This window comes from Butyricicoccus faecihominis (genome assembly GCF_014648015.1).
Lineage (GTDB): Bacteria > Bacillota > Clostridia > Oscillospirales > Butyricicoccaceae > Agathobaculum > Agathobaculum butyriciproducens.
This window is the reverse complement of record NZ_BMQH01000007.1, coordinates 98,289-119,552: the sequence shown is the minus strand read 5'-3', so window position 1 is coordinate 119,552 and position 21,264 is coordinate 98,289. Positions and strand designations below refer to the sequence as shown.

Genomic DNA, 21,264 nt, shown 5'->3' with positions numbered 1-21,264 from the left:
CGTTTTTATGATTCAATGCTTTGTGAAAAAGGAATATGAAGCGCCATTCGGCCTGACGCAGATGCCGCGTCTGTTTTCGGTCAGCCGCACAGATGAAAAGGCATCGGCGCATCCGCGCGTTATGCACGCGCATGACGATTTAGTGGAAATCGTGCTCGTGCGAGGCGGCGAGAGCCGCTATTTTGTCGGCGGCACGCCGTATGAGGCACGCCGCGGCGATCTGTTCATCTTCAACAGCCGCGTCGTGCACGATGAGCCGTCCGGACCGGATCGTCCGGTAGCAACCTCAAGTCTGGCGCTTGGCGGACTGGCTGTGCCCGGACTGCGCGAAAATACGCTGATCGCGGAGGATTCGTGTCCGGTGTGCCGCCTGACCGAGCCGCAGACCGTGCGGCTGGAGCATCTGTACGACGTGCTTTACGATGAGCTGACCGAGGGCAACGACGACGGTGCGCATCATCTTCTACTTGCGATCCTGACGCTCGTGCAGCAGTTCCGCGCGACCGCAGCCGAGGGCAGTACGCACAGCGGCAACGCTTTTGCACAGCGCATCAAGGACTACATCGACAAGCATTTTGCGGACGAATTTTCTCTGCAGCAGATGGCGGATGCGCTGCACGTCAGTCCGTACTATCTGGCGCATATCTGCAAGGAAGTGACCGGATATTCGCCGCTGCAGTATGTTCTGCGCCGCAGGATTGGCGAAGCGCAGACGCTGCTTATCACAACTGATTTGCCGGTAACACGGATTGCATCGCAGGTGGGGTATGACAACCCGAGCCATTTCAATGCGCAGTTTTCCAAGGCGGTGGGTATGGCGCCGAGGACTTTCAGAAAAGAGTATGTTTTCCACAAATGAGTTTGCTTGCCGGGTGTAAACGGTGGTTTGCCGTTCGCCTCTCGGGCGAAAACCCTGCGTATCAGCACAGACGATATGGTATACAAAAGACTCCCGTTCCAATCGGACGGGAGTCTTTCTATATAAAATGTGCAAAGAGTATGCATTATTCGGTCTTCATATACAGCATGCGGATCGAATTGAGCACGCACAACATAGCCACGCCGGTATCAGCGAATACGGCCAGCCACATGGATGCGATGCCGAACAGGCCGAGGAGCATAATAAGAATCTTGATCGCAAGTGCAAACACGATGTTCTCCTTGGAGACGATATTCGCCTTGCGGGCGATCTTGATCGAGATCGGGATGGAAGTCAGGTCGGCCTTCATGAACACCACATCTGCGGCCTCGATTGCCGCGTCTGCGCCGCTGCCCATTGCCGCGCCGACGTCTGCACCGGCGAGTACGGGGGCATCGTTGATGCCGTCACCGACGAACATAACCGCACCGCACTTCTCGCGGATATCGGTCAGCGCCGACAGCTTATCCTGCGGGAGTAGGCGGGCACGCACTTCGTCGATACCGACTTCCTGTGCGACTGCATCCGCGCTGGCCTGACCGTCACCGGTCAGCATGGCGGTGGTGAGTCCCTGAGCCTTCATGCGGCTGATTGCGGATTTGGCATCTGCCTTAATGGTATCGGCAATGTCAACATGACCGAGGAAGTGACCGTCCATCGCCAGCAGCACTTCCGTGCTGCCCGGGGTGCCGTGGTAGCCGGAAAGGTCGATGTTATTGCGCTCCATCAGCTTTACGTTGCCGCAGAGTATGGTTTTGCCTTCCAACTCGGCGGAAATGCCTTCGCCGGCCTGCTCGCGGATGTTCTCAACCGTTGCACCAACGGCAACAAGAGAAAAGTCGCCGGCCTTTGCCGCGGACGTTTTGCGCTCCTCGTAGGAGTTGATGATGGACTTGGCGATCGGGTGGGTGGAAGCGCCCTCGCAGGCGGCAGCCAGCCACAGAAGCTCATTCTCATCGAGCGGAACGCCCTGCGCCGGAACGACCTTCTGTACTACAAAGTTGCCCTTGGTGATGGTGCCGGTCTTATCCATAACAATGGTTTTAACGTTATTCAGTGCTTCCAGAGAAGCGCCGCCCTTGAACAGGATACCGCGTCTGGAGCCTGCGCCGATGCCGGAGAAGTAGGTCAGCGGTACGCTGAGCACCAGTGCGCACGGACAGGAGATTACAAGGAAGGTCATCGCGGTGTAGACCCACTTGTGCCACTCGCCGGTAACAAGGCTCGGGATAATGGCGGTCAGCAGGGCAATCGCAACAACAGCCGGGGTGTAAACGCGGGAGAAACGGGTGATAAAGCGGTCGATCTTCGGCTTGCGGGCCGCTGCGTTCTCCACGCTGTCGAGAATGCGCTGTACCATGCTCTCAGCGAGAATGTGGGTGACGCGCAGCTTGATTGCGCCGTCGGTGTTGACACAGCCGGAGGTTGCCTTGTCGCCGGCAGCGACACGAACCGGAACCGGCTCACCGGTGACAGCCGAGGTATCCAGACGGCTTTCGCCTTCGACAACCTCGCCGTCCAGCGGAACGCGGTCGCCCGGGCGCACCAGAACAATGTCGCCCTCCTGTGCGTCCTCGGCCGGAATAACCTCGATTTCGCCGTTGTCCTTGACCAGATTTACCGTCTCGGGACGCAGGTCGATCGCATCCATGATCTGCTTGCGCGAACGGTCAACCGCACGATCCTCAAAGTATTCGCCGACACGGTAGAACAGCATAACGCCGACTGCCTCGTCGAACGAGCCGACCGCCCATGCACCGATGGTTGCAACGGTCATCAGGAAGTTTTCGTCAAATACCTGACCGCGGCCGATGTTCTTCGCAGCTGTCAGCAGGACATGGCGTCCGAGCAGCAGGTATGCTGCCAGCAGCAGAATGATCTTGACCGCCGTAACCGGAACCAGTACGCCTGCGATAAACAGACCCGCGCCGATCAGCATTTCTGCAAGCGGATGGCTGCCGCCTTTGTCCTCTTTTTCCTCCTCGGGCGCGATGACCTTGACCTCGCTCTCGATATTCGAGCAGATTTTGCGGATTTCGGGCAGCAGCGCGTCCGGATTGTCACCCTTTACGCGGAGCTGCTTGGTCTCATAAACCAGCACGCAATCGTCGATACCGTCCAGCTGGCTGATCTGGTGCTGCATTTTGGCGGCACAGTGTGCGCAGCCGAGGTTTTCGAGCGTGTAAACGCGCTGACCGTCCTTGCCGTAGTGCTTGGGCTTGGGTGCGATGACCTTGGCGTCGCTCTCGATGGACGAGCAGATCTCACGGATTTTCGGCAGAAGCGCATCCGGATTTTCGCCGGTTACGCGCAGCTGCTTGGTCTCAAATACGAGAACGCAGTCCTCCACGCCCTCGAGTTCGCTGATGCGCTGCTCCATTTTTGCCGCGCAGTGTGCGCAGCCGACATTCTGCAGCGTGTAAACGCGCTTGACGCTGTGCGCGCCGGCGGCGTGCTCGTGATGGTGGTGCTCGTGCTCCTCGTCCTCATCATGGTGGTGATGGTGTCCGCAGCCACAGTCGCAGTCATCGTCATGATGATGGTGGTGGTACTCGTGCTCCTTATCCTCGTCGTGGTGGTGATGGTGACCGCAGCCGCAATCGCAGTCATCGTCATCGTGGTGATGATGGTGATGCTCGTGCTCCCCATCCTCGTCGTGGTGGTGATGGTGTCCGCAGCCGCAGTCGCAGTCATCGCCGTGGTGATGGTGATGCTCGTGCTCCTCATCCTCGTCGTGATGATGATGATGGCCGCAGCCGCAGTCGCAGTCATCGTCATGATGATGGTGGTGATGCTCGTGCTCCTCATCCTCGTCGTGATGGTGATGGTGACCGCAGCCGCAGTCGCAGTCATCGTCATCGTGGTGATGGTGGTGATGCTCGTGCTCCTCGTCCTCATCGTGGTGGTGATGGTGTCCGCAGCCGCAGTCGCAGTCATCGTCATGATGATGGTGATGTTCATGTTCATCCTCATCGTGGTGGTGATGGTGTCCGCAGCCGCAGCCGCAGTCATCATCGTGCTCGTGATGGTGATGTTCGTGCTCATGCACTTCTTCATTTAATAAGGTATCCTCATGCTTGTGTTCGTCTGCCATTTCGGATCGCCTCCTGTCGGTGATAGTCAATAATATATGAACGATTGCTCATATGTTCATGTATTCATATTATAACTGGAGAAAGGGAAAGTCAATAGCGGTATACGAAAAATGTGCACAAAAGGCAGAGGGCAAAACTTCGCATTTTGCGCGCATTTCAGCCGGTTTTGCGAAAAATGCAAGCCGGAAAGAGAATGCCTGCATCCGTCTAAACTGACCGAACCCGAGCGTTATTCACAAAGAAAAAGCGGATAAAAATGATAGACTTAACAAGATGTACAAAGTTTCCCTGTATTTTATTCGATTTTTTTTTGCTTTTGGTCTTGCCAATACTGTACAAAAACCAGTATAATCTATACTGTAAGGCTATGCTTCACGCATAGCCAGCCAATTTCTGAAGAAGAGGAAGCCGGGCGCGCGTCCGGTTCTTCTTGCGCAAAATATTAGAGAGGTGAAAGAAATGGCGTATTCGTTCCGTGGCGGCATACACCCGGGTACTCACGCAGACCCGGGCTATAAATCCGCGACAAACACCAAGCCGATCGAGAAGCTGGCATTGCCTGATGAGGTAATCCTGCCGGTTTCCATGCACATCGGCGCACCGGCAAAGCCGATCGTTTCGGTTGGCGACACCGTGGACCTGGGACAGCCTATCGCGGAAGCCGGCGGCTTTGTCAGCGCTCCTGTCCATGCTACCGTTTCCGGTAAGGTAAAGGCAATCGAGCCTCGCCTGCATCCGAACGGCAGCAAGGTTCTGTCCATCGTAATTGAAAATGATGGCGAGGACCGCAAGCACGAGTCCGTGCATCCCTACGACTTCGCTTCCATGAGCAATGAGGAGCGTATCGAGTGCATCCGTTCTGCCGGTATTGTCGGCCATGGCGGTGCAACCTTCCCGACCCATGTCAAGATCCAGTCCGGTATCGGCAAGTGCGACACGGTCATCATCAACGCTGCAGAGTGTGAGCCGTACATCACGTCCGACCATCGTCTGCTGCTCGAGCGTCCGGAAGAGACCATTGGCGGCCTGAAGATGCTCGCCGACATCATGGGCGTACAGACCGCAATCATTGCAATCGAGGAAAACAAGAAGGATACCTTCGCCAAGATCGAGGAGCTGATCGCGGACGATTCCCGCCTCAAGCTGTATCCGCTGACCTGCAAGTACCCGCAGGGCGCTGAGAAGCAGCTGATCAATGCCTGCACCGGCCGTGAAGTTCCGTCCGGCAAGCTGCCGGCAGACGCCGGCTGCGCGGTATTCAACGTAGATACCGCAGGTGCGGTTTACCGTCGCTTCACCACCGGCATGCCGGTCATCCGTCGTATCGTTACCATCTCCGGTTCCGCTGTTGCCGAGCCGAAGAACCTCGAAGCACGCATCGGCACCCCGATCGAAAAGCTGATCGATGCCTGCGGCGGCTTCAAGGAAGCTCCGAACAAGCTCCTTGCCGGCGGCCCGATGATGGGCAACGCCCAGTTCTCTCTGGATGCCCCGGTTGTCAAGGGCACCAACGCATTCCTCGCCTTTGCAGGTAATGAGGATAAGCGCGTTAAGGATCCCCAGTGTATCCGCTGCGGCAAGTGCATCAACGCCTGCCCGATGCACCTCCTGCCGATCTACATGAATGTATACGGCAAGCAGGAGGATCTGGACAACGCCGTTGACTGCGGCATGATGGACTGCATCGAGTGCGGCTCCTGCGCTTATGTCTGCCCGGCTCGTATCCCGCTGGTTGCACAGTTCCGTCTGACCAAGGGCAAGATCCAGGCTAAGCGTGCTGCAGAGCGCGCCAAGGCTGAGGCTGAGAAGAAAAAGGCCGAGGCGGAGGCTGCTGCGAAGGCAGAGGCTGAAAAGCCCGCAGAGAACAAGTAAGGAGGAAAACGAAAATGGCTTATGATCTTAGCAAAGTAGTCGTAACCTCCTCGCCGCATATCAAGGCGGATGATGACACCCGGAGCCTTATGCTCGATGTGCTCATCGCACTTGTTCCGGCACTGGCGGTTGCAGTTTACACCTTCGGCGCTCGTGCGCTGATCCATGTTGTTATCGCAATGGTGGCAAGCCTTGTGTTTGAGACCATTTACAACAAAATCGTTCATCACCCGAACACCGTAGGCGACCTGTCCTGCCTGGTTACGGGCGTACTTATCGCATTCAACATTCCGGTTGCAGCTCCGCTGTGGCTGAGCGCTTTCGGTGCCCTGTTCGGCATCATCGTTGTTAAGATGCTGTTCGGCGGTATCGGCAAGAACTTTATGAACCCGGCACTCGGTGCCCGTGCGTTCATGATGGCATCCTGGGCCGGTTTCATGACCACCTGGACTGCTCCGCATGCAAACCTGCCGCTGTTCGGCAACGTAACCGTTACCGACGCGATTTCCACCGCAACTCCGCTGGCTACCCTTAAGACCGGTGCTGTACCGGCTGATACCGGCCTGCTGGAGATGCTGCTCGGTCAGACCGGCGGCGTTATCGGTGAGACCTCCGCGCTGGCTCTGCTGGCAGGCGGCGTTTACCTGCTGTGGCGCAAGGTTATCACCATCAACATTCCGGCAGCTTACATCCTTACTGTTGCTGTCATCACCTTCCTGTTCCCGCTGTCCGGCGATGTTTCCCGCGTACAGTGGATGCTCAGCCAGGTACTGTCCGGCGGCCTGATGCTCGGCGCGATCTTCATGGCTACCGACTACGTTACCAGCCCGGTTACTCCGAAGGGCCAGATCATCTTCGGCGTTGGCTGCGGTCTGCTGACGGTATTCATCCGCTACTTCGGCGGTCTGCCGGAGGGCGTATCCTACTCCATCCTGATCATGAACACGCTGGTTTGGGCAATCGACAAGAAGACCCATCCGCGCAAGTTCGGCTATCAGCTTGACAAGGCTAAGAAGGAGGCGCAGTAAATCATGGATAACAGCAAAAAGGAAGGCGGCATCGTACAGCTTGTCGTCGTACTGGGCCTCATCACGTTCATCTGTGCACTGCTGCTGGGCGTTATCAACGGTGTAACCGCGGATAAGATCACCCAGAACGGTATCGAAACCCGCAACGCAGCAATGGCAGAGATCATCCCGGACGCTGATTTCGAGGATCTCGACACCGCACTGTCCGCTGAGGACGTTGCAGCCGCTGGCGTAACCCTGCCGGCAGGCCGTACCGCTGCTCAGATCGACGGCGTTTACAAGGCAACCAAGGACGGCGAAGAGATCGGCTACTGCGTACAGGTAGAGCCGAAGGGCTTCGGCGGCAACCTGACGATGATCGTCGGCATCAATGCGGACGGCACCGTTGCAGGCGCAAAGGTAACCTCTCACGCTGAGACCCCGGGCCTCGGTGCGAAGAGCCAGGCAGACCCGAACTGGATCACCCAGTTTGCAGGTCAGACTGCTGACGGTCAGCTCAAGGTGACCAAGGACGGCGGCACGATCAATGCGATCACCGGCGCTACCATCACCTCCCGTGCTGTAACCGACGGCGTTAATACTGCGGCAGCATATGTCGCTACTCTGGGTTAAGGAGGAAAAGCCAAATGAAATTTTCTGAACAGCTGAAATCGGGCGTTATCCTCGATAACCCGGTTTTCATGCAGACGATCGGTCTTTGCCCGACGCTGGCAACCACCACTTCTCTGCAGAATGCGATCGGCATGGGCGCGGCGGCTACCGTCGTTCTCATCTGCTCCAATATCGTTATTTCCGCGATGCGCAGAATTATCCCGGATAAGATCCGTATCGCAGCATTCATCACGATCATCGCAACCTTCGTAACCATGATCGACCTGTCCATGCAGGCATTCCTGCCGTCGCTGGCATCGTCCCTTGGTCTGTTCCTGCCGCTGATCGTAGTAAACTGCATCATCCTCGGCCGTGCCGAGGCGTATGCTTCCAAGAACAAGGTTCTGCCGTCCGCACTCGACGGTGTTGTAATGGGTCTGGGCTTCACCTTCGCTCTGGTACTCATGGGCTTCTTCCGTGAGCTGCTCGGCGCAGGCACCATCCTGTCCGGTTACGTTAACGGCGTTAACGGCATCGCAGTTCCGTTCTTCAACTCCAACCCGATGGTCATGATGATCCTGCCGGCCGGCGGCTTCCTCATGATGGGCTTCATCCTGGCTGCGATCCAGAAGATCATGGCTCGAAAGGAGGGCAAGTAAATGTCTATTGCATTACCTGCCTCTATGGGCTTGACCGATATCCTGTCGCTCGCAATCGCGGCAATCCTGGTCAACAACTACATTCTCGTTCAGTTCCTCGGCTGCTGCTCGTTCTTCGGCGTATCCAAGAAGACTGACACCGCGCTCGGCATGGGCATGGCGGTTATCTTCGTTATGGCGATCGCTTCCGCAGCATCCTGGGCTGTACAGTACTTCATTCTCGAACCCCTGGGTCTGGGCTACATGCAGACCATCGCGTTCATTCTCGTAATTGCAACGCTGGTTCAGTTCGTCGAGATGTTCATGAAGAAGGCTATGCCGTCGCTGTACTCTGCGCTCGGTATCTTCCTGCCGCTGATCACCACCAACTGTGCGGTGCTCGGTGCTGCTAAGACCAACATTTCCAACAGCTATTCTTTCATCGGCTCTCTGGTATACGGCGTTGCAGCCGGTGTCGGCTACACGCTGGCAATCGTGCTGTTCGCTTCCATCCGTGAGCGTCTGGACGCTACTTCCAAGTGCCCGAAGTGCTTTGAAGGCTTCCCGATCTCGCTGGTTGCAGCAGCGCTGCTGGCTATGTCCTTCATGGGCTTCTCCGGCCTGTCGATTTGGTAAGGGAGGACACAAGAAATGGATATGCAAAATGTTATTTACGCGGTAGCGGTACTGTTCATCATGGGTATCGTTTTCGCAATCCTGCTCGGCGTTGCCGCTAAGGTTTTCGCCGTAGAGGTTGACGAGCGCATCCCGCTGGTACGCGAGTGCCTGCCGGGCGCTAACTGCGGCGGCTGCGGCTTCCCGGGCTGTGACGGTCTGGCTGCTGCAATCGTAGAGGGCCGTGCACCGGTAAACGGCTGCCCGGTCGGCGGTGCTGCTGCGGCTGAGAAGATCGCAAAGGTACTCGGCGTTGAGGTTGCTGCCGGCGACCGTCAGGTTGCACACGTTTACTGCAACGGCGGCTGCAACGCAAAGGACAAGGCAAACTACGAGGGTCTGCAGGACTGCAACGCTGCAATGCGTGTAGCAAGCGGCCCGAAGGCTTGCTCCTTTGGCTGCATGGGCCTCGGCTCCTGCGTAAAGGCCTGTGCGTTTGACGCAATCCACATTGTGGACGGCGTTGCAAAGGTTGATACCGACAAGTGTGTTGCCTGCGGCAAGTGTGTTTCCACCTGCCCGAAGAAGATCATCAACCTGGTATCCGAGGTCAAGAAGGTTCACGTTAACTGCGTGAACAAGGACAAGGGTCCGGAGGTTATGAAGGTTTGCTCCAACGGCTGTATCGGCTGTAAGATGTGCGAGAAGACCTGTAAGTTCGATGCAATTCACGTAGTAGACGGCGTTGCCAAGATCGACTACGACAAGTGCAAGAACTGCAAGATGTGCACCAAGGTTTGCCCGAAGGGTTGCATCGAGCCGGTTCCGACCGAGGAAGAGAAGGCCAAGTTCAAGGAAATGCAGGCTAAGCAGGCTGCTGCTGCCAAGGCTAAGGCTGAGGCTGCAAAGCAGGCCGCTGAAGCAAAGGCTGCTGAGGACAAGTAATGACCGATCATCTGCACCCTGTGCTGGATGACGCTGCGATCGCCCGCATGACGAGTCTTGCACTCGCCCATGTGGGCGACGCTGTTTATGAGATACTCGTGCGCACGCATCTGGCGTGCGGCGGCACTCAGACCGCGAAAAACCTGCACAGCCGTACGATCCAGCTCGTTCGTGCGTCCGCGCAGGCGGAAGCGGTAAAGCGCATTCAGCCTATGCTCGATGAAGACGAGCAGACCGTTCTGCGTCACGGACGAAACGCAAAGCCGAAATCCGTGCCGAAGTCGGCCTCCGTGGCAGAGTATGCCTACGCGACCGCACTCGAGGCGCTGTTCGGCTGGCTGTACCTCAAGGGACGCTATGAGCGTATCAATGAGCTGTTTGAGGTTATCTGTCAAGGGTTTGACGCAAAATGAGCAAAGAGAACCGCGGAAGCGGTTCTCTTTTTGTTTGCAGTAATTGAGAATGGAAAATGGAGAATTGACCAGATGGTTTTCATTCTCCATTTTTGCATTTTACGGGTGTTTTTTCGTTAGAAAAGGTGCGCCGAGTCGGCGCACCCTACGGTATAACATTTATCATCAGATGAAATTCGCAGGTGCTGTCTGTAGCTGCCAGGCCAATGAGTTGCGCGACACGGGTATCCCCCAGGGGACCTTCTCTTGCCTTTCGGGCAATTCACCTCGTGTCGCGCCTGCGGAGAGTAAACCGCCTGTGTAGCAGTAAGCTATCTGTGAGCCGCGAATATTTCACGAAAGATACGCAAGAGTAACCCGACTGCCGTTCTCCTTCTCGAAGCGGTCGCCGGTCTCTGGTCTGCGCCAGATTAGGAATAAAGGAAGCGGGATTCACAAGGGTGGAAACCTTGGTGTCCATCCTTGTGCCCCAGCGGGCAGCGTCCCCAGCGGGCAGCGAAATTTGTGATGTTTCTGTGTTTTCGCTTGTGCCTGTTCCGAAATAGTGTTATACTGATAGCGTTCGTAAAATACAGAAAAGGGAGCATAGTAATATGAGCAAGTTAGTGCAGCGCATCGTTGCGCTGGTCGTTATGCTGGCTGTCGTTATGAGCGCAACTGCATACGGCGCATCCACCTTTGTGGTGGATTATCAGGAGCTGAAAAGTGATGCACCGGTCGTTATGACGGTCAACGGTGAGGAAATCCACGCAGATGAGTATGCAAGCTATATGATGAGCCAGATCATCAATTATCAGCAGATGTACGCTATGTACGGTCTCTCTGAGAAGAATATGGCGTCTACATTCGGAGATGCCGCAAAGGAGTCCGCAAAGCAGCAGGTCGCTCTGATCCATATCGTTAAGCAGAAGATGGATGAGCTGGGTCTGTCCCTGTCGTACAGCCAGAAGAAGAACATTGTTATGGCAAACAAGCAGAATGCGGAGCAGCTCGGCGGCGAGGACGCTTATCTGCAGCGCCTGGCTTCGATCGGCTTTGACATGGATAACTACAATAACTACCAGTATGTCAGCGCATGCGCACAGGTGCTGAAGGATTACTACTTCGGTGAGAACGGCGTAAATGTTCCGAGTGATGACGAGCTGCAGAAGTATTTCGATGACAACTACATCACTGCAAAGCACATCCTCATTCTGACTACGAATCCGTCCACCGGCGAGACCACCCGCACCGATGAGGAAGCGAAGAAGGAAGCACAGGCTGTTCTGGATCGCCTGAACAACGGCGAGGACTTTGACGCGCTGCTGACCGAGAAGAACGAGGATGCAGGCGAAGCACAGTATGCCAAGGGCTATACCTTCACCGAGGGTCAAATGGTAGACGAGTTCTACAACGCTGCCAAGGCGCTGCAGGAAGGCGAAGTTTCCGGCCTGGTTAAGAGCAAGTACGGCTACCACATCATCAAGCGCTGCGAGCTGAATCAGGATGAGTTCGAGAATATGCGCGACGCGATCATCGCAGCGGTTGCTTCCGAAAAGGGCACTGCCGGCTCGATCGACGAGATGATGCAGCAGTGGATCGACGAGGCTGACATCCAGACCACCGATGCTTACGATGAGATCACCTATGATAACACCAAGGACTATCTGCCGGCTGACGTGCAGACTGTTCTGAACAGCGATACATCGGATGATGACGGCAATGCGCAGACTGAGGACGCGCAGAGCGAAGACCAGACCTCGACCGACAGCCAGTCCTCGACTGACGAGGCGCAGACGGCTACTACCGAGTCCGCTCAGTAAAACCGCAAAACAGAAAGGACGCTCAAGGAGCGTCCTTTTTCATGTCTGCGTGAGGTTTAGAAGCCAAACGCCGCATAATCCTCTGGCGTAAAGCGGTGATAGACGGCATCACCGTCATCATCCAGCTTGATGCAGTAGCGGTAGCTGTCCGGTGTGCCGTCCTCGAAGTACACGAGGTAGTCAAACTCCTCGTTGCCCTCGAGCTTCTCACAGTGCACCTTGTCGGAAAACTGATGGAACACCGCAAGAATATCGTCAAAGCTGACCGTCAGACCGCGCATTACCTGCAGAAATGCACGCAGAAACGCGGGTTCCGGCAGCTGTTCATGCACATACTGTGTGCCTTCTGCGGAAATGTGGAAGCAGAAGCGCTTGTCATCGCGGATGACTTGGATTGCGCCGAGCGTGCCGGCGGTGTGCGCGGAAAGGGAAGCGAGCGCACGCTCGGTGTTGTCCGCGTCCTCCTCCGGTGTGCCGAGCAGACGCGCCACGGATTCCGTGGGATAATACAGCGTGATCGGGTGGTGGTCGTAGCCGATTTTGATCTGTGCTTCCTGGATGACGTCGGTCAGGCTCTTTTCCAGTCGTTTATAATTCACAGAGTTCATAGAGAACACCTCGATAGTTTTTGATTCTATACGATTATAGCATACGATAAGAGAACGCGCAATATCCCGTCAAATGCCGGAAAAGTGTCGAATACGCACGAATATGCTTGCATATTTCCGGAAAATTCGATATAATATAATTCCATGACGCTTATCCGAATAAAATGGCGGGTAAGCGCCTTCTCTTGTCCGAAAGGGAAGAAAAGTGAGGAAGGAATCGGATACATGGAAGTATTTGTTGCATTAATGAACAAAATCGACAGCTGGATCTGGGGTCTGCCCATGCTGGTGCTGCTGTGCGGTACGCATATTTTTATGACGTTCCGCACGGGCTTCATCCAGCGCAAGACCTTCACCGGCATCCGCCTGTCGGTGACAAAGGACCCGGATTCGCCGGGTGACGTCAGTCAGTTTCAGGCGCTGACGACTGCACTCGCATCGACCATCGGCACGGGCAACATCATCGGTGTCGGCACGGCCATCTATCTCGGCGGACCGGGTGCTGTGCTGTGGTGCTGGCTGACCGGCGTGTTCGGCATTGCCACAAAGTACGCGGAGAGCCTGATCGCGGTCAAGTACCGCGTGCAGACCGCGGACGGCCGCATGATGGGCGGTGCGATGTACGCGCTTGAGCGCGGCCTCAAGTGGAAGAAGTTCGGCAAGGTGATGGCGGTGCTGTTTGCGCTGTTCGCTATGCTCGCCTCGTTCGGCATCGGCTGCGGCACGCAGATCAACGCGATTGCCGAGGTACTGGAGACCAACCTTCCCATCAGCCTGCCGCGTATCGCAATCGGCATTGTTTTCGGCATTATCACCGCGATTATCATTATTGGCGGCATTGAATCCATTGCAGTTGTGTGCGAAAAACTGGTGCCGCTGATGGCGCTGTTCTATGTGGTCGGCTGCATCGTTATTCTGTGCGCCAACTACGATTTTCTGCTGCCGGCTCTCAAGGCTATTTTCGTGCTGGCGTTCAAGCCGGGCGCTGTGACCGGCGGACTGGTCGGCGGCGGCATCCGTCTGGCGCTGCAGTACGGCGTGGCACGCGGCTTGTTCTCGAATGAGTCCGGCATGGGTTCGGCGCCGCTGGTTGCCAGCGCGGCACAGACGCGCAATCCGGTGCGGCAGGCGCTCGTTTCTGCGACCGGCACCTTCTGGACGACGGTTGTCGTATGCCTGATGACCGGTCTGGTGCTTGTCTCCTCGATGATGAAAAATCCGGCGGTCAATGCGGAAAATATGGCAAACGGCGGTCAGATGACCACCGCAGCATTCGCACAGATTCCGTATATCGGTCCGCTGATTTTGATGGTCAGCATCATTACGTTCGCGTACTCCACCATCCTCGGATGGTCGTACTACGGCGAGCGTGCCGCCGAGTATCTGCTCGGCAAAAAGGCGATTCTGCCGTATAAGGTGCTGTTTATCGCGGTCGTTGTGTGTGCCCCCGTGCTTGCGCTCGACCTTGTGTGGACCATTGCGGACGTACTCAATGCCTTCATGGCCATCCCGAACCTGATCGCTGTGCTGCTGCTCTCCGGCGTGATCGCGGCAGAGACAAAGCATTATCTGAAGCATCTGGATGAAAAGGATGAGTCCGAGATTCCGGTTGTCGATCGGTAAGTCATTGAAAATGGAGAATGAAATCATTTCATTCTCCATTTTTTCGTTTTGCGATTCGTTTTCGCCCACCATATGTACGAATGAATAACATGGACAAATGCAATTCGCAGGTGCCGTCCGTAATATCCAGATAAACGAGTTGCGCGACACGGGTATGTCGCACTTGCGTGGAGTAGCCGATATGTGTAGCAGAATGGTATCTGACACTGCGTATAGGTAGAGAAATGGGCGCACACTGTGCGCCCCTACGGTAGAAAAGCTCCTCTGCCGTTCCCCGTTTCGAAGCGGTCGCCGGTCTCTGGTCTGCGTCAGATTAAGAAATAAAGGGAAACGGGAGTCAAGAGGGTAGAAACCGTAGGTGTCTACCCTTTTGCCCCCACGCCGTGGGTACGGCGAACTCCCGCCGCCCGCAGGCGGTAACTCTTCGCTCGGAAACAACATACCGCTTGCGCGCTTCGCGTACCCAGTCTTGTGGGTGCACAAGTTTTCTTCTGAGGGCATTTCCCTTGCGTAAACGCGCAAAAAGAGGTATACTAACTCTATCTGGACTATTCCACTGGAAGGAGCATCACCGATGCGAGATGGATTTATCAAAATTGCCGCGGCAACGCCTGATCTGCACGTCGCGGACTGTGCATATAATACCTCTGAGATCGTAAAGCTGGCGAAGGAGGCCGCTGCCAAAGGCGCGAAGCTCATCACATTTCCCGAGCTGTGCCTGACCGGCTATACCTGCGGCGACCTGTTTTTGCAGGAAACGCTGCTTGAGGGCGCGATGCAGGCACTCGATACCGTCTGCCGCGAGACCGCAGAGCTTGCGGCTGTCATCGTAGTCGGTCTGCCGCTGCGCGTGCGCGGTAAGCTGTACAATATGGCTGCTGTCGTAAACGCCGGTGATGTGCTGGCGTTCGTGCCGAAAACCCATCTTCCGAACTACTCCGAGTTCTACGAGCAGCGCCATTTCGTATCGGCAGATGCGTTGGGTTCGATCGAGAGCGTAACGCTTACTGATACAGCCGGTGAGCCGCGCTATGTACCGATTGTGACCGACAGCATTTTTCAGTGCGATGAGCAGCCGCTGTTCACCTTCGGCGTAGAAATCTGCGAGGATCTGTGGGTGCCGAATCCGCCGTCTACTACGCTGGCGCAGATGGGCGCGCACATTATCGTCAACCTGTCCGCATCGGATGAGATCATCGGCAAGGCGGGCTATCGCCGCGACCTTGTTCGTCAGCAGTCCGGACGACTGCTGTGCGCGTACCTGTATGCGGACGCCGGCTTCGGCGAGTCCACGCAGGACCTTGTTTTCGCGGGTCACGACCTTATCGCGGAGAACGGTGCGCTGCTGGCTGAGAGCAAGATGTTCTCGCAGGGCATCATTTACGCGGATATCGACCTCCAGCGTCTGGCGCATGAGCGTCAGCGCATGAACACATTCGAGTCTATCGAGGGCAGCGTGTTCTCGTTCTCGCTCGAGCCGGTGGAGAACGATCTGGTCGACCGTACATTCCCGCGCACGCCATTCGTTCCGGCGAACAAGGCGCTCCGCGACGAGCGCTGCGAGGAGATCCTGACGCTGCAGGCAACCGGTCTGGCAACTCGTCTGCGCCATACGCACGCCAAGACGGCAGTTGTCGGTCTGTCCGGCGGCCTGGATTCCACGCTGGCTCTCATCGTGCTCGTACATGCGTTTGATATGCTCGAACTCGACCGCAAGGGCATTCTGGCCGTCACGATGCCGTGCTTCGGCACGACCGCCCGCACCAAGGGCAACGCGGAAAAACTGGCGGAAGCCTACGGCGTTACGCTCAAGACCGTGGACATCAAGGCGGCAGTCGATCAACATTTCATGGACATCGGTCAGTCCAAGGACGATCTTTCCGTTACCTTTGAAAACGGTCAGGCGCGCATGCGCACGCTGGTGCTGATGAACCTCGCCAACAAGAACGGCGGCATGGTTGTCGGTACGGGCGACCTGTCCGAGCTGGCGCTCGGCTGGGCGACCTACAACGGCGACCATATGAGCATGTACGGCGTTAACGGTTCGATCCCGAAAACACTGGTGCGCTACCTTGTCGCTTACGAGGCAGACCGCACTCTCGGTGAGCTGTCCGACGTGCTGCAGGATGTGCTCGATACCCCGGTATCACCCGAGCTGCTGCCGCCTAAGGACGGCGAGATCAGCCAGAAGACCGAGGATCTGGTCGGCCCGTACGAACTGCATGACTTTTTCCTGTATTACATGCTGCGTTTCGGCTATCCGCCGCGCAAGATCTTCCGTGCCGCACACAAGACCTTCGAGGGCGTGTATGACGACGCGACCATCAAGAAGTGGCTGACGACCTTTATGCGCCGCTTCTTTACGCAGCAGTTCAAGCGCTCCTGCCTGCCGGACGGCCCGAAGGTCGGTACCGTAACGCTTTCGCCGCGCGGCGACTGGCGTATGCCGTCCGATGCCGTATCCGCGCTGTGGCTCAAGGAAGCGGAGAGTCTGTAACAGAATTTTTGACATAGGGCGGGTACTCCCGCCCTATGATATTCCAATACAAAGGAGAATCTCCTTTTGAAGAATTTAATTCGCGGCATAGCGGTACTGCTGACAGCGGTATTTCTGTGCTTCAACATCTATTATGAGTTAGCACCCGGAATCACCGTTGCACCCGAGCAGAAATTCATGTTTGCAGCGATTTTTGCGGTGCTTTTGCGTGCTGCGCTGTTCTGCGGCGTGCCGGACAATACGCGTCCGACACGGCGGCGGCTGTACATGCTGGCGCTGTTTCTGTACTACATATGGGTGCTGCTGAATGTGCTGTTTTTCGATAACGCATTCGGCCGCGGATTTGGCCATACCTCGCTCGATATGGTAAATCTGGAGCCGCTCCGCACGGTGAAAAATTACCTGTTAGCCTATGGCTACGGCAATATCTCACTGCGGCTTGTGGTGCTCAATCTGGCAGGCAACCTGATCGCGTTTGCGCCGATGGGCGTGTTCCTGCCCGCACTGTTCCGCTGGCAGAGAAGCATTTTCTTCTTCACGGCGTCGCTCACGCTGAGCATCACGGCAGTGGAGGTGCTGCAGATCTACACCGGCACCGGCTCGTGCGATGTGGATGATCTCATTCTCAATCTGGCAGGTGCGCTGCTTATGTTCGTTATCTGCCGGATTACGCCGTTGTGGCACCGGATTTGCAGTGTCAATCCAAGACCGAAGAAATGATGAAATAACAACCGGCTGCAAAGGCAGTCGGTTTTTCATTGACAAACCCTGTCTGCCGTTATAAACTTTAACTGAATAAAAAACAAAAGACAGGGGGAACCCATTCATGTTTGATACCGTACTCATCGCCGGTCTGGGCCTGATGGGCGGCTCGATGGCGAAAACCATCAAGGCGCGCACGCTCAGCCGCGTTTTGGGCTGGAACCGCACGCGTGCAACTGCAGAGCAGGCACTGGCTGACGGCTCGATTGACGCGATTGCGACCGAAGCGCTGTACAAGGAGGCTGACCTTGTTATCATCGGTCTGTACCCGCAGGCAACGGTAGACTGGCTGCTTGAGAACATGCCGAAGATGAAAAAGGGCTGCGTGATCGTGGATATGGTCGGCGTCAAGCAGTTTATGGTCGATCATCTGGAGCAGGCGGCGCTCGACGCCGGTGTGCACTACGTCGGCGGCCATCCGATGGCGGGCCGTGAGTTCTCCGGTCTGGATTTTGCCCTGTCGACCCTGTTTGACGGTGCGAGCATGATCTTTGTGCCGACAAAGAGCAGCACCGAGCGTGTGCTTGAGCAGCTGGAAGCGTACTTCATGTCGCTCGGCTTCGGTCAGACCGTGCGCTGCACGGCGCAGCAGCATGATCACATGATCGCGTTTACCTCGCAGCTGGCGCATGTGGTTTCCTCGGCGTACATCAAAAGTCCGGAGGCAGACAAGCACAACGGCTATTCGGCGGGCAGCTACAAGGATCTGACGCGTGTTGCCAAGCTGAATGAGACCATGTGGAGCGAGCTGTTCCTGTGCAACGCAGAGCCGCTTGCGGAGGAGATTGATGAGGTCATCAAGCACCTTGACGAATACCGCAAGGCCATCCGTGCAGGAGACCGCGAGGAACTGACCATTCTGCTGAGAGACGGACGCGAGCGCAAGGAAAGACTGGGTTAATCAGGAATTCGGAACGATACGAAAGGGACAATGCCTGTGTGCGTTGTTCCTTTCCTTTTGCGCGGATTCGGGAAATTGTTAAGGAAACAGGTCGCAGAACGTAAATTTTTGCGCATACCTCCAAAATCCTGCGGCTGTCCGCGCAATCCATTTACATAGGAATTTGTTTTTGTTATAATTTATTTGCATGAAATCAGAAAGTGTTTTGCTAAGGGGAATGAATGGCACGGCACTTTACAGGACAACACAAAGGAGTGTGGGTATGCAAGAGAAAATTTCTATGGACGCAGCGCACGATTTTGAGGCAAAAATGCCTCTATCGCGCAAGATTCCGCTGGGACTGCAGCACGTTTTTGCGATGTTCGTCGGCAACCTGACGCCGCTGCTCATCATTATGGGTGCGTGCGGCATTGCAGGCGGCGAGTTCGCGGACCTGCAGGTAAGCGTTCTGCAGAACGCGATGTTCGTGGCCGGTGTGGTAACGCTGGTGCAGCTGTTTTCCATCGGCCCGATCGGCGGCAAGGTGCCGATCATCATGGGTACAAGCTCGGGTTTTATCGGCGTGTTCAACAGCGTTGCGGCTACCATGGGCGGCGGTGTGATTGCGTATGGCGCGATTATGGGCGCGTCCATTCTCGGCGGCCTGTTTGAGACGGTACTTGGCTTTTTCCTCAAGCCGCTGCGCAAATTCTTTCCGGCGGTCGTTACCGGCACGGTCGTGCTGAGTATCGGTCTGTCGCTGATCTCGGTCGGCATCAATTCCTTCGGCGGCGGCAACTCCGCGAAGGATTTCGGCTCGATGGAAAATCTGTTGCTGGCGCTGTTCGTGCTGGTGGTTATTCTGGTCGTCAAGCACGGCTGCAAGGGCTTCCTTGGCTCGTCCGCGATCTTTGTCGGCATTATTGCAGGCTACATTGCGGCAATCATCATGGGTTTTGTTCTGCCGACCACCGCAGTTGACGCGGACGGTGTAGAATTTACCAAGGCATGGGTACTCAACTGGGACAAGGTAGCACAGGCCGGCTGGTTTGCCATCCCGAAGCTGATGCCGGTAAAGCCGGTGTTTGATCTGCGCGCCATCCTGCCGGTGCTGGTTATGTTTATTGTTACCGCAGTCGAGACCGTCGGCGATATTTCGGGCGTTATGGAAGGCGGCATGGGCCGTGAGGCAACCGACAAGGAGCTGTCCGGCGGCGTAGCCTGCGACGGTATCGGTTCGTCGTTTGCGGCGCTGTTCGGCGTACTGCCGAATACCTCGTTCAGCCAGAACGTAGGCCTTGTTACCATGACCAAGGTTGTCAACCGAGGCGCACTGGCCGTCGGTGCAATCTTCCTCATTCTGTGCGGTCTGATTCCGAAGCTGGGCGCGATCGTGTCCATTATGCCGCAGTCCGTGCTCGGCGGTGCGGCTGTTATGATGTTCTCGTCCATTGTTATCAGCGGTATCCAGCTGATCACCAAGGAGGAGATGACGCCGCGTAATCTGACCATCGTGTCGGTTGCTCTGGGTGTCGGCTACGGCATGGGTGCCAATATGACCATTCTGGCACAGGCGCCGCAGGCGGTTCAGCTGATTTTTGGCGGTTCCGGTATTGTACCGGCAGCATTTGTTGCGATTCTGCTCAATATCGTGCTCCCGAAGGATAAGAAAACCGAAGCATAATGCAAAACCCCGGAAAGAAGTTCTTTCCGGGGTTTTTAATTGCGAATGGAGAATTGAGGATGGAAAATGATTGTAACGGTCAACCATTCGCCATTCCGATTGAGAGAGGCGTAAAATGATACTGCAGGGTGCGACGACCTCGGCGCACCGTGTAAACCGACTGCACAAACGTAACCGTAGGGGCGCACAAGGTACGCCCATGTAACGCCACATCAAATGGTTGGCATTACTGATAAAATGAATCGTTTTGAAAAATCATTTTTAATTTTGCGAGAACGTCCGGCGTATCCGCGTCCATCAATTCCGCCGGATGCTTTACGGGAAACAGCGCAACCTGTTCTGCATGCCGTTTGACAACTACGCCGCCGCCCCTGCCCTCGGGAAGAGAACGCAGTTCCTCAAAATAATCTGCGCCGAACAGCACGGGACTGCCCGGCGTACCGCTTTGCGGTTCGCACAGGCGAAAAATCCGTGATCGTTTCCTCGGTTGCGCACAGAACGCCGACACCATACCGCAGAGCGTTTTCCTCGTCAGCAGCGGCTGATCGCCCGGCAGAAACACGCAGCCGGACATGGCCGGAAACCGCGGCAGCAGGTACTCCAGTCCCAGCCGCACGGTGTCGCTGCGAAAGGGAAGGGCATGATGCAGGACAGGAATGCCGCATTCTTCACACAATGTCTGCACCTCGGTCGAGCGGGTAACGACCACGCGGTGCAACCCCTCTGTCACGGCAAACGCACGGCAGAGCAATGGTTTTCGGTCAAATTCGGCGAGCAGCTTGTTGGAGCCAAACCGTTTTGCCAGTCCGGATGCCATGATCACACATCCGATTTCACTTTTCGTCGGGGAAAAACTGCGGGTAGAGCTGTTTTCCTGCTTGTTTGCAGGCGTCACGATACTGCTCATAGCGATAGAGAAACTCCTTTGCTTCATCGGTAAGTACGCTGCCGCCGCCGCCTTTGCCGCCGATTTTGCGCTCGGTGAGCGCAAACCCAAGCACCTGCTCGGCGTGGCGGACGAGTCCGAGCGCCTTGGTGTATGCCATCTGCATGGATTGCGCGGCGGCGCGAAGCGATCCGGTCTGCTCGATGGCATGCAGCAGGCGGCACGGTCCCTCACCGAAAAAGCGTTCGCCGTTCTCATCGAACAGCATCACGCGGATATTTGGCTGCATGGCGGCTCCTTTCCCACAACTTTTTCTTTTCCGTTGTATTTTGATATTCACAACGGCATTATAGCAGATTTTGTGGTAAAATAAAAGTAGTATACTGAAAAGATAACACATTCCCCT

Annotated in this window: 18 protein-coding genes; 14 read left to right on the top strand and 4 right to left on the bottom strand. The window is 56.0% G+C overall.

The window, feature by feature from the left end; all coding sequences use genetic code 11:
- Window positions 1–7 precede the first annotated feature (7 nt).
- Window positions 8–859 carry a helix-turn-helix transcriptional regulator gene (locus IEY11_RS08455; protein WP_117491843.1) on the top strand — a complete coding sequence of 284 codons (852 nt, stop codon included), beginning with the start codon at window positions 8–10 and terminating at the stop codon, window positions 857–859.
- Between the two features lie 145 nt (window positions 860–1,004).
- Here the strand turns inward: IEY11_RS08455 and IEY11_RS08450 are convergent, their stop codons facing one another.
- Complete coding sequence (locus tag IEY11_RS08450; protein ID WP_188886292.1) at window positions 1,005–4,013, bottom strand: heavy metal translocating P-type ATPase; 3,009 nt, start codon at window positions 4,011–4,013, stop codon at window positions 1,005–1,007.
- Window positions 4,014–4,473: 460 nt separating this feature from the next.
- Here IEY11_RS08450 and rsxC point away from each other — a divergent pair, with 460 nt between their 5' ends.
- From rsxC to IEY11_RS08410, 8 genes are all read left to right on the top strand, one after another.
- Complete coding sequence (rsxC, locus tag IEY11_RS08445) at window positions 4,474–5,886, top strand: electron transport complex subunit RsxC (RefSeq protein WP_117750996.1); 1,413 nt, start codon at window positions 4,474–4,476, stop codon at window positions 5,884–5,886.
- Between the two features lie 14 nt (window positions 5,887–5,900).
- A complete protein-coding gene (locus tag IEY11_RS08440) occupies window positions 5,901–6,914 on the top strand; it encodes an RnfABCDGE type electron transport complex subunit D (RefSeq protein ID WP_110435488.1) in 1,014 nt (337 codons plus the stop codon).
- A gap of 3 nt (window positions 6,915–6,917) precedes the next feature.
- The gene (locus IEY11_RS08435) at window positions 6,918–7,526 is read left to right on the top strand and encodes an RnfABCDGE type electron transport complex subunit G (RefSeq protein ID WP_118360072.1); all 609 of its coding nucleotides are present in this window, start codon (window positions 6,918–6,920) and stop codon (window positions 7,524–7,526) included.
- Window positions 7,527–7,540: 14 nt separating this feature from the next.
- Window positions 7,541–8,164, top strand: a complete 624-nt coding sequence (gene rsxE / locus IEY11_RS08430; RefSeq protein ID WP_161273576.1) for an electron transport complex subunit RsxE — start codon at window positions 7,541–7,543, stop codon at window positions 8,162–8,164.
- Window positions 8,165–8,779, top strand: a complete 615-nt coding sequence (locus IEY11_RS08425) for an electron transport complex protein RnfA (protein ID WP_201309104.1) — start codon at window positions 8,165–8,167, stop codon at window positions 8,777–8,779.
- 15 nt (window positions 8,780–8,794) lie between these two features.
- Entirely contained in the window at window positions 8,795–9,703 is a 909-nt protein-coding gene (locus IEY11_RS08420; protein WP_188886291.1) for an RnfABCDGE type electron transport complex subunit B, read from the top strand.
- Window positions 9,703–10,116 carry a Mini-ribonuclease 3 gene (locus IEY11_RS08415; RefSeq protein WP_110435483.1) on the top strand — a complete coding sequence of 138 codons (414 nt, stop codon included), beginning with the start codon at window positions 9,703–9,705 and terminating at the stop codon, window positions 10,114–10,116. The genes IEY11_RS08420 and IEY11_RS08415 overlap by 1 nt, the downstream gene beginning before the upstream one ends.
- Before the next feature lie 593 nt (window positions 10,117–10,709).
- The gene (locus IEY11_RS08410) at window positions 10,710–11,918 is read left to right on the top strand and encodes a peptidylprolyl isomerase (RefSeq protein WP_188886290.1); all 1,209 of its coding nucleotides are present in this window, start codon (window positions 10,710–10,712) and stop codon (window positions 11,916–11,918) included.
- Window positions 11,919–11,974: 56 nt separating this feature from the next.
- On the opposite strand, the gene IEY11_RS08405 is transcribed toward IEY11_RS08410, so the two are convergent.
- Window positions 11,975–12,526 (bottom strand): DUF3877 family protein, encoded by a 552-nt coding sequence (locus tag IEY11_RS08405; RefSeq protein WP_188886289.1) that lies wholly within the window; start codon window positions 12,524–12,526, stop codon window positions 11,975–11,977.
- A 225-nt stretch (window positions 12,527–12,751) separates the two neighbouring features.
- Here IEY11_RS08405 and IEY11_RS08400 point away from each other — a divergent pair, with 225 nt between their 5' ends.
- From IEY11_RS08400 to IEY11_RS08380, 5 genes are all read left to right on the top strand, one after another.
- Window positions 12,752–14,149 carry an alanine/glycine:cation symporter family protein gene (locus IEY11_RS08400; protein ID WP_188886288.1) on the top strand — a complete coding sequence of 466 codons (1,398 nt, stop codon included), beginning with the start codon at window positions 12,752–12,754 and terminating at the stop codon, window positions 14,147–14,149.
- Window positions 14,150–14,723: 574 nt separating this feature from the next.
- Window positions 14,724–16,646 carry an NAD(+) synthase gene (locus IEY11_RS08395; protein WP_188886287.1) on the top strand — a complete coding sequence of 641 codons (1,923 nt, stop codon included), beginning with the start codon at window positions 14,724–14,726 and terminating at the stop codon, window positions 16,644–16,646.
- 66 nt (window positions 16,647–16,712) lie between these two features.
- Complete coding sequence (locus IEY11_RS08390) at window positions 16,713–17,366, top strand: VanZ family protein (RefSeq protein WP_188886286.1); 654 nt, start codon at window positions 16,713–16,715, stop codon at window positions 17,364–17,366.
- A 106-nt stretch (window positions 17,367–17,472) separates the two neighbouring features.
- Window positions 17,473–18,309: a prephenate dehydrogenase gene (locus IEY11_RS08385; protein ID WP_188886285.1), complete on the top strand. Its 837-nt coding sequence runs from the start codon at window positions 17,473–17,475 to the stop codon at window positions 18,307–18,309.
- Between the two features lie 262 nt (window positions 18,310–18,571).
- Window positions 18,572–19,972 carry a uracil-xanthine permease family protein gene (locus IEY11_RS08380; RefSeq protein WP_118284591.1) on the top strand — a complete coding sequence of 467 codons (1,401 nt, stop codon included), beginning with the start codon at window positions 18,572–18,574 and terminating at the stop codon, window positions 19,970–19,972.
- Between the two features lie 226 nt (window positions 19,973–20,198).
- Here the strand turns inward: IEY11_RS08380 and IEY11_RS08375 are convergent, their stop codons facing one another.
- Together IEY11_RS08375 and IEY11_RS08370 are read right to left on the bottom strand one after the other, a co-directional pair.
- Complete coding sequence (locus tag IEY11_RS08375) at window positions 20,199–20,879, bottom strand: nucleotidyltransferase family protein (protein WP_243022595.1); 681 nt, start codon at window positions 20,877–20,879, stop codon at window positions 20,199–20,201.
- Window positions 20,806–21,147: a winged helix-turn-helix domain-containing protein gene (locus tag IEY11_RS08370; protein ID WP_118360065.1), complete on the bottom strand. Its 342-nt coding sequence runs from the start codon at window positions 21,145–21,147 to the stop codon at window positions 20,806–20,808. Before IEY11_RS08370 ends, IEY11_RS08375 begins: the two co-directional genes overlap by 74 nt.
- Window positions 21,148–21,264: the final 117 nt, after the last annotated feature.

Coding starts and splice junctions, on each gene's coding strand:
- IEY11_RS08400 (WP_188886288.1), top strand. CDS start 12,752: ATGGAAGTATTTGTTGCATTAATGAACAAAATCGACAGCTGGATCTGG.
- IEY11_RS08455 (WP_117491843.1), top strand. CDS start 8: ATGATTCAATGCTTTGTGAAAAAGGAATATGAAGCGCCATTCGGCCTG.
- IEY11_RS08440 (WP_110435488.1), top strand. CDS start 5,901: ATGGCTTATGATCTTAGCAAAGTAGTCGTAACCTCCTCGCCGCATATC.
- IEY11_RS08420 (WP_188886291.1), top strand. CDS start 8,795: ATGGATATGCAAAATGTTATTTACGCGGTAGCGGTACTGTTCATCATG.
- IEY11_RS08415 (WP_110435483.1), top strand. CDS start 9,703: ATGACCGATCATCTGCACCCTGTGCTGGATGACGCTGCGATCGCCCGC.
- IEY11_RS08380 (WP_118284591.1), top strand. CDS start 18,572: ATGCAAGAGAAAATTTCTATGGACGCAGCGCACGATTTTGAGGCAAAA.
- IEY11_RS08395 (WP_188886287.1), top strand. CDS start 14,724: ATGCGAGATGGATTTATCAAAATTGCCGCGGCAACGCCTGATCTGCAC.
- IEY11_RS08375 (WP_243022595.1), bottom strand. CDS start 20,879: ATGAGCAGTATCGTGACGCCTGCAAACAAGCAGGAAAACAGCTCTACC.
- IEY11_RS08450 (WP_188886292.1), bottom strand. CDS start 4,013: ATGGCAGACGAACACAAGCATGAGGATACCTTATTAAATGAAGAAGTG.
- IEY11_RS08435 (WP_118360072.1), top strand. CDS start 6,918: ATGGATAACAGCAAAAAGGAAGGCGGCATCGTACAGCTTGTCGTCGTA.
- IEY11_RS08425 (WP_201309104.1), top strand. CDS start 8,165: ATGTCTATTGCATTACCTGCCTCTATGGGCTTGACCGATATCCTGTCG.
- IEY11_RS08370 (WP_118360065.1), bottom strand. CDS start 21,147: ATGCAGCCAAATATCCGCGTGATGCTGTTCGATGAGAACGGCGAACGC.
- rsxC (WP_117750996.1), top strand. CDS start 4,474: ATGGCGTATTCGTTCCGTGGCGGCATACACCCGGGTACTCACGCAGAC.
- IEY11_RS08410 (WP_188886290.1), top strand. CDS start 10,710: ATGAGCAAGTTAGTGCAGCGCATCGTTGCGCTGGTCGTTATGCTGGCT.
- IEY11_RS08385 (WP_188886285.1), top strand. CDS start 17,473: ATGTTTGATACCGTACTCATCGCCGGTCTGGGCCTGATGGGCGGCTCG.
- rsxE (WP_161273576.1), top strand. CDS start 7,541: ATGAAATTTTCTGAACAGCTGAAATCGGGCGTTATCCTCGATAACCCG.
- IEY11_RS08405 (WP_188886289.1), bottom strand. CDS start 12,526: ATGAACTCTGTGAATTATAAACGACTGGAAAAGAGCCTGACCGACGTC.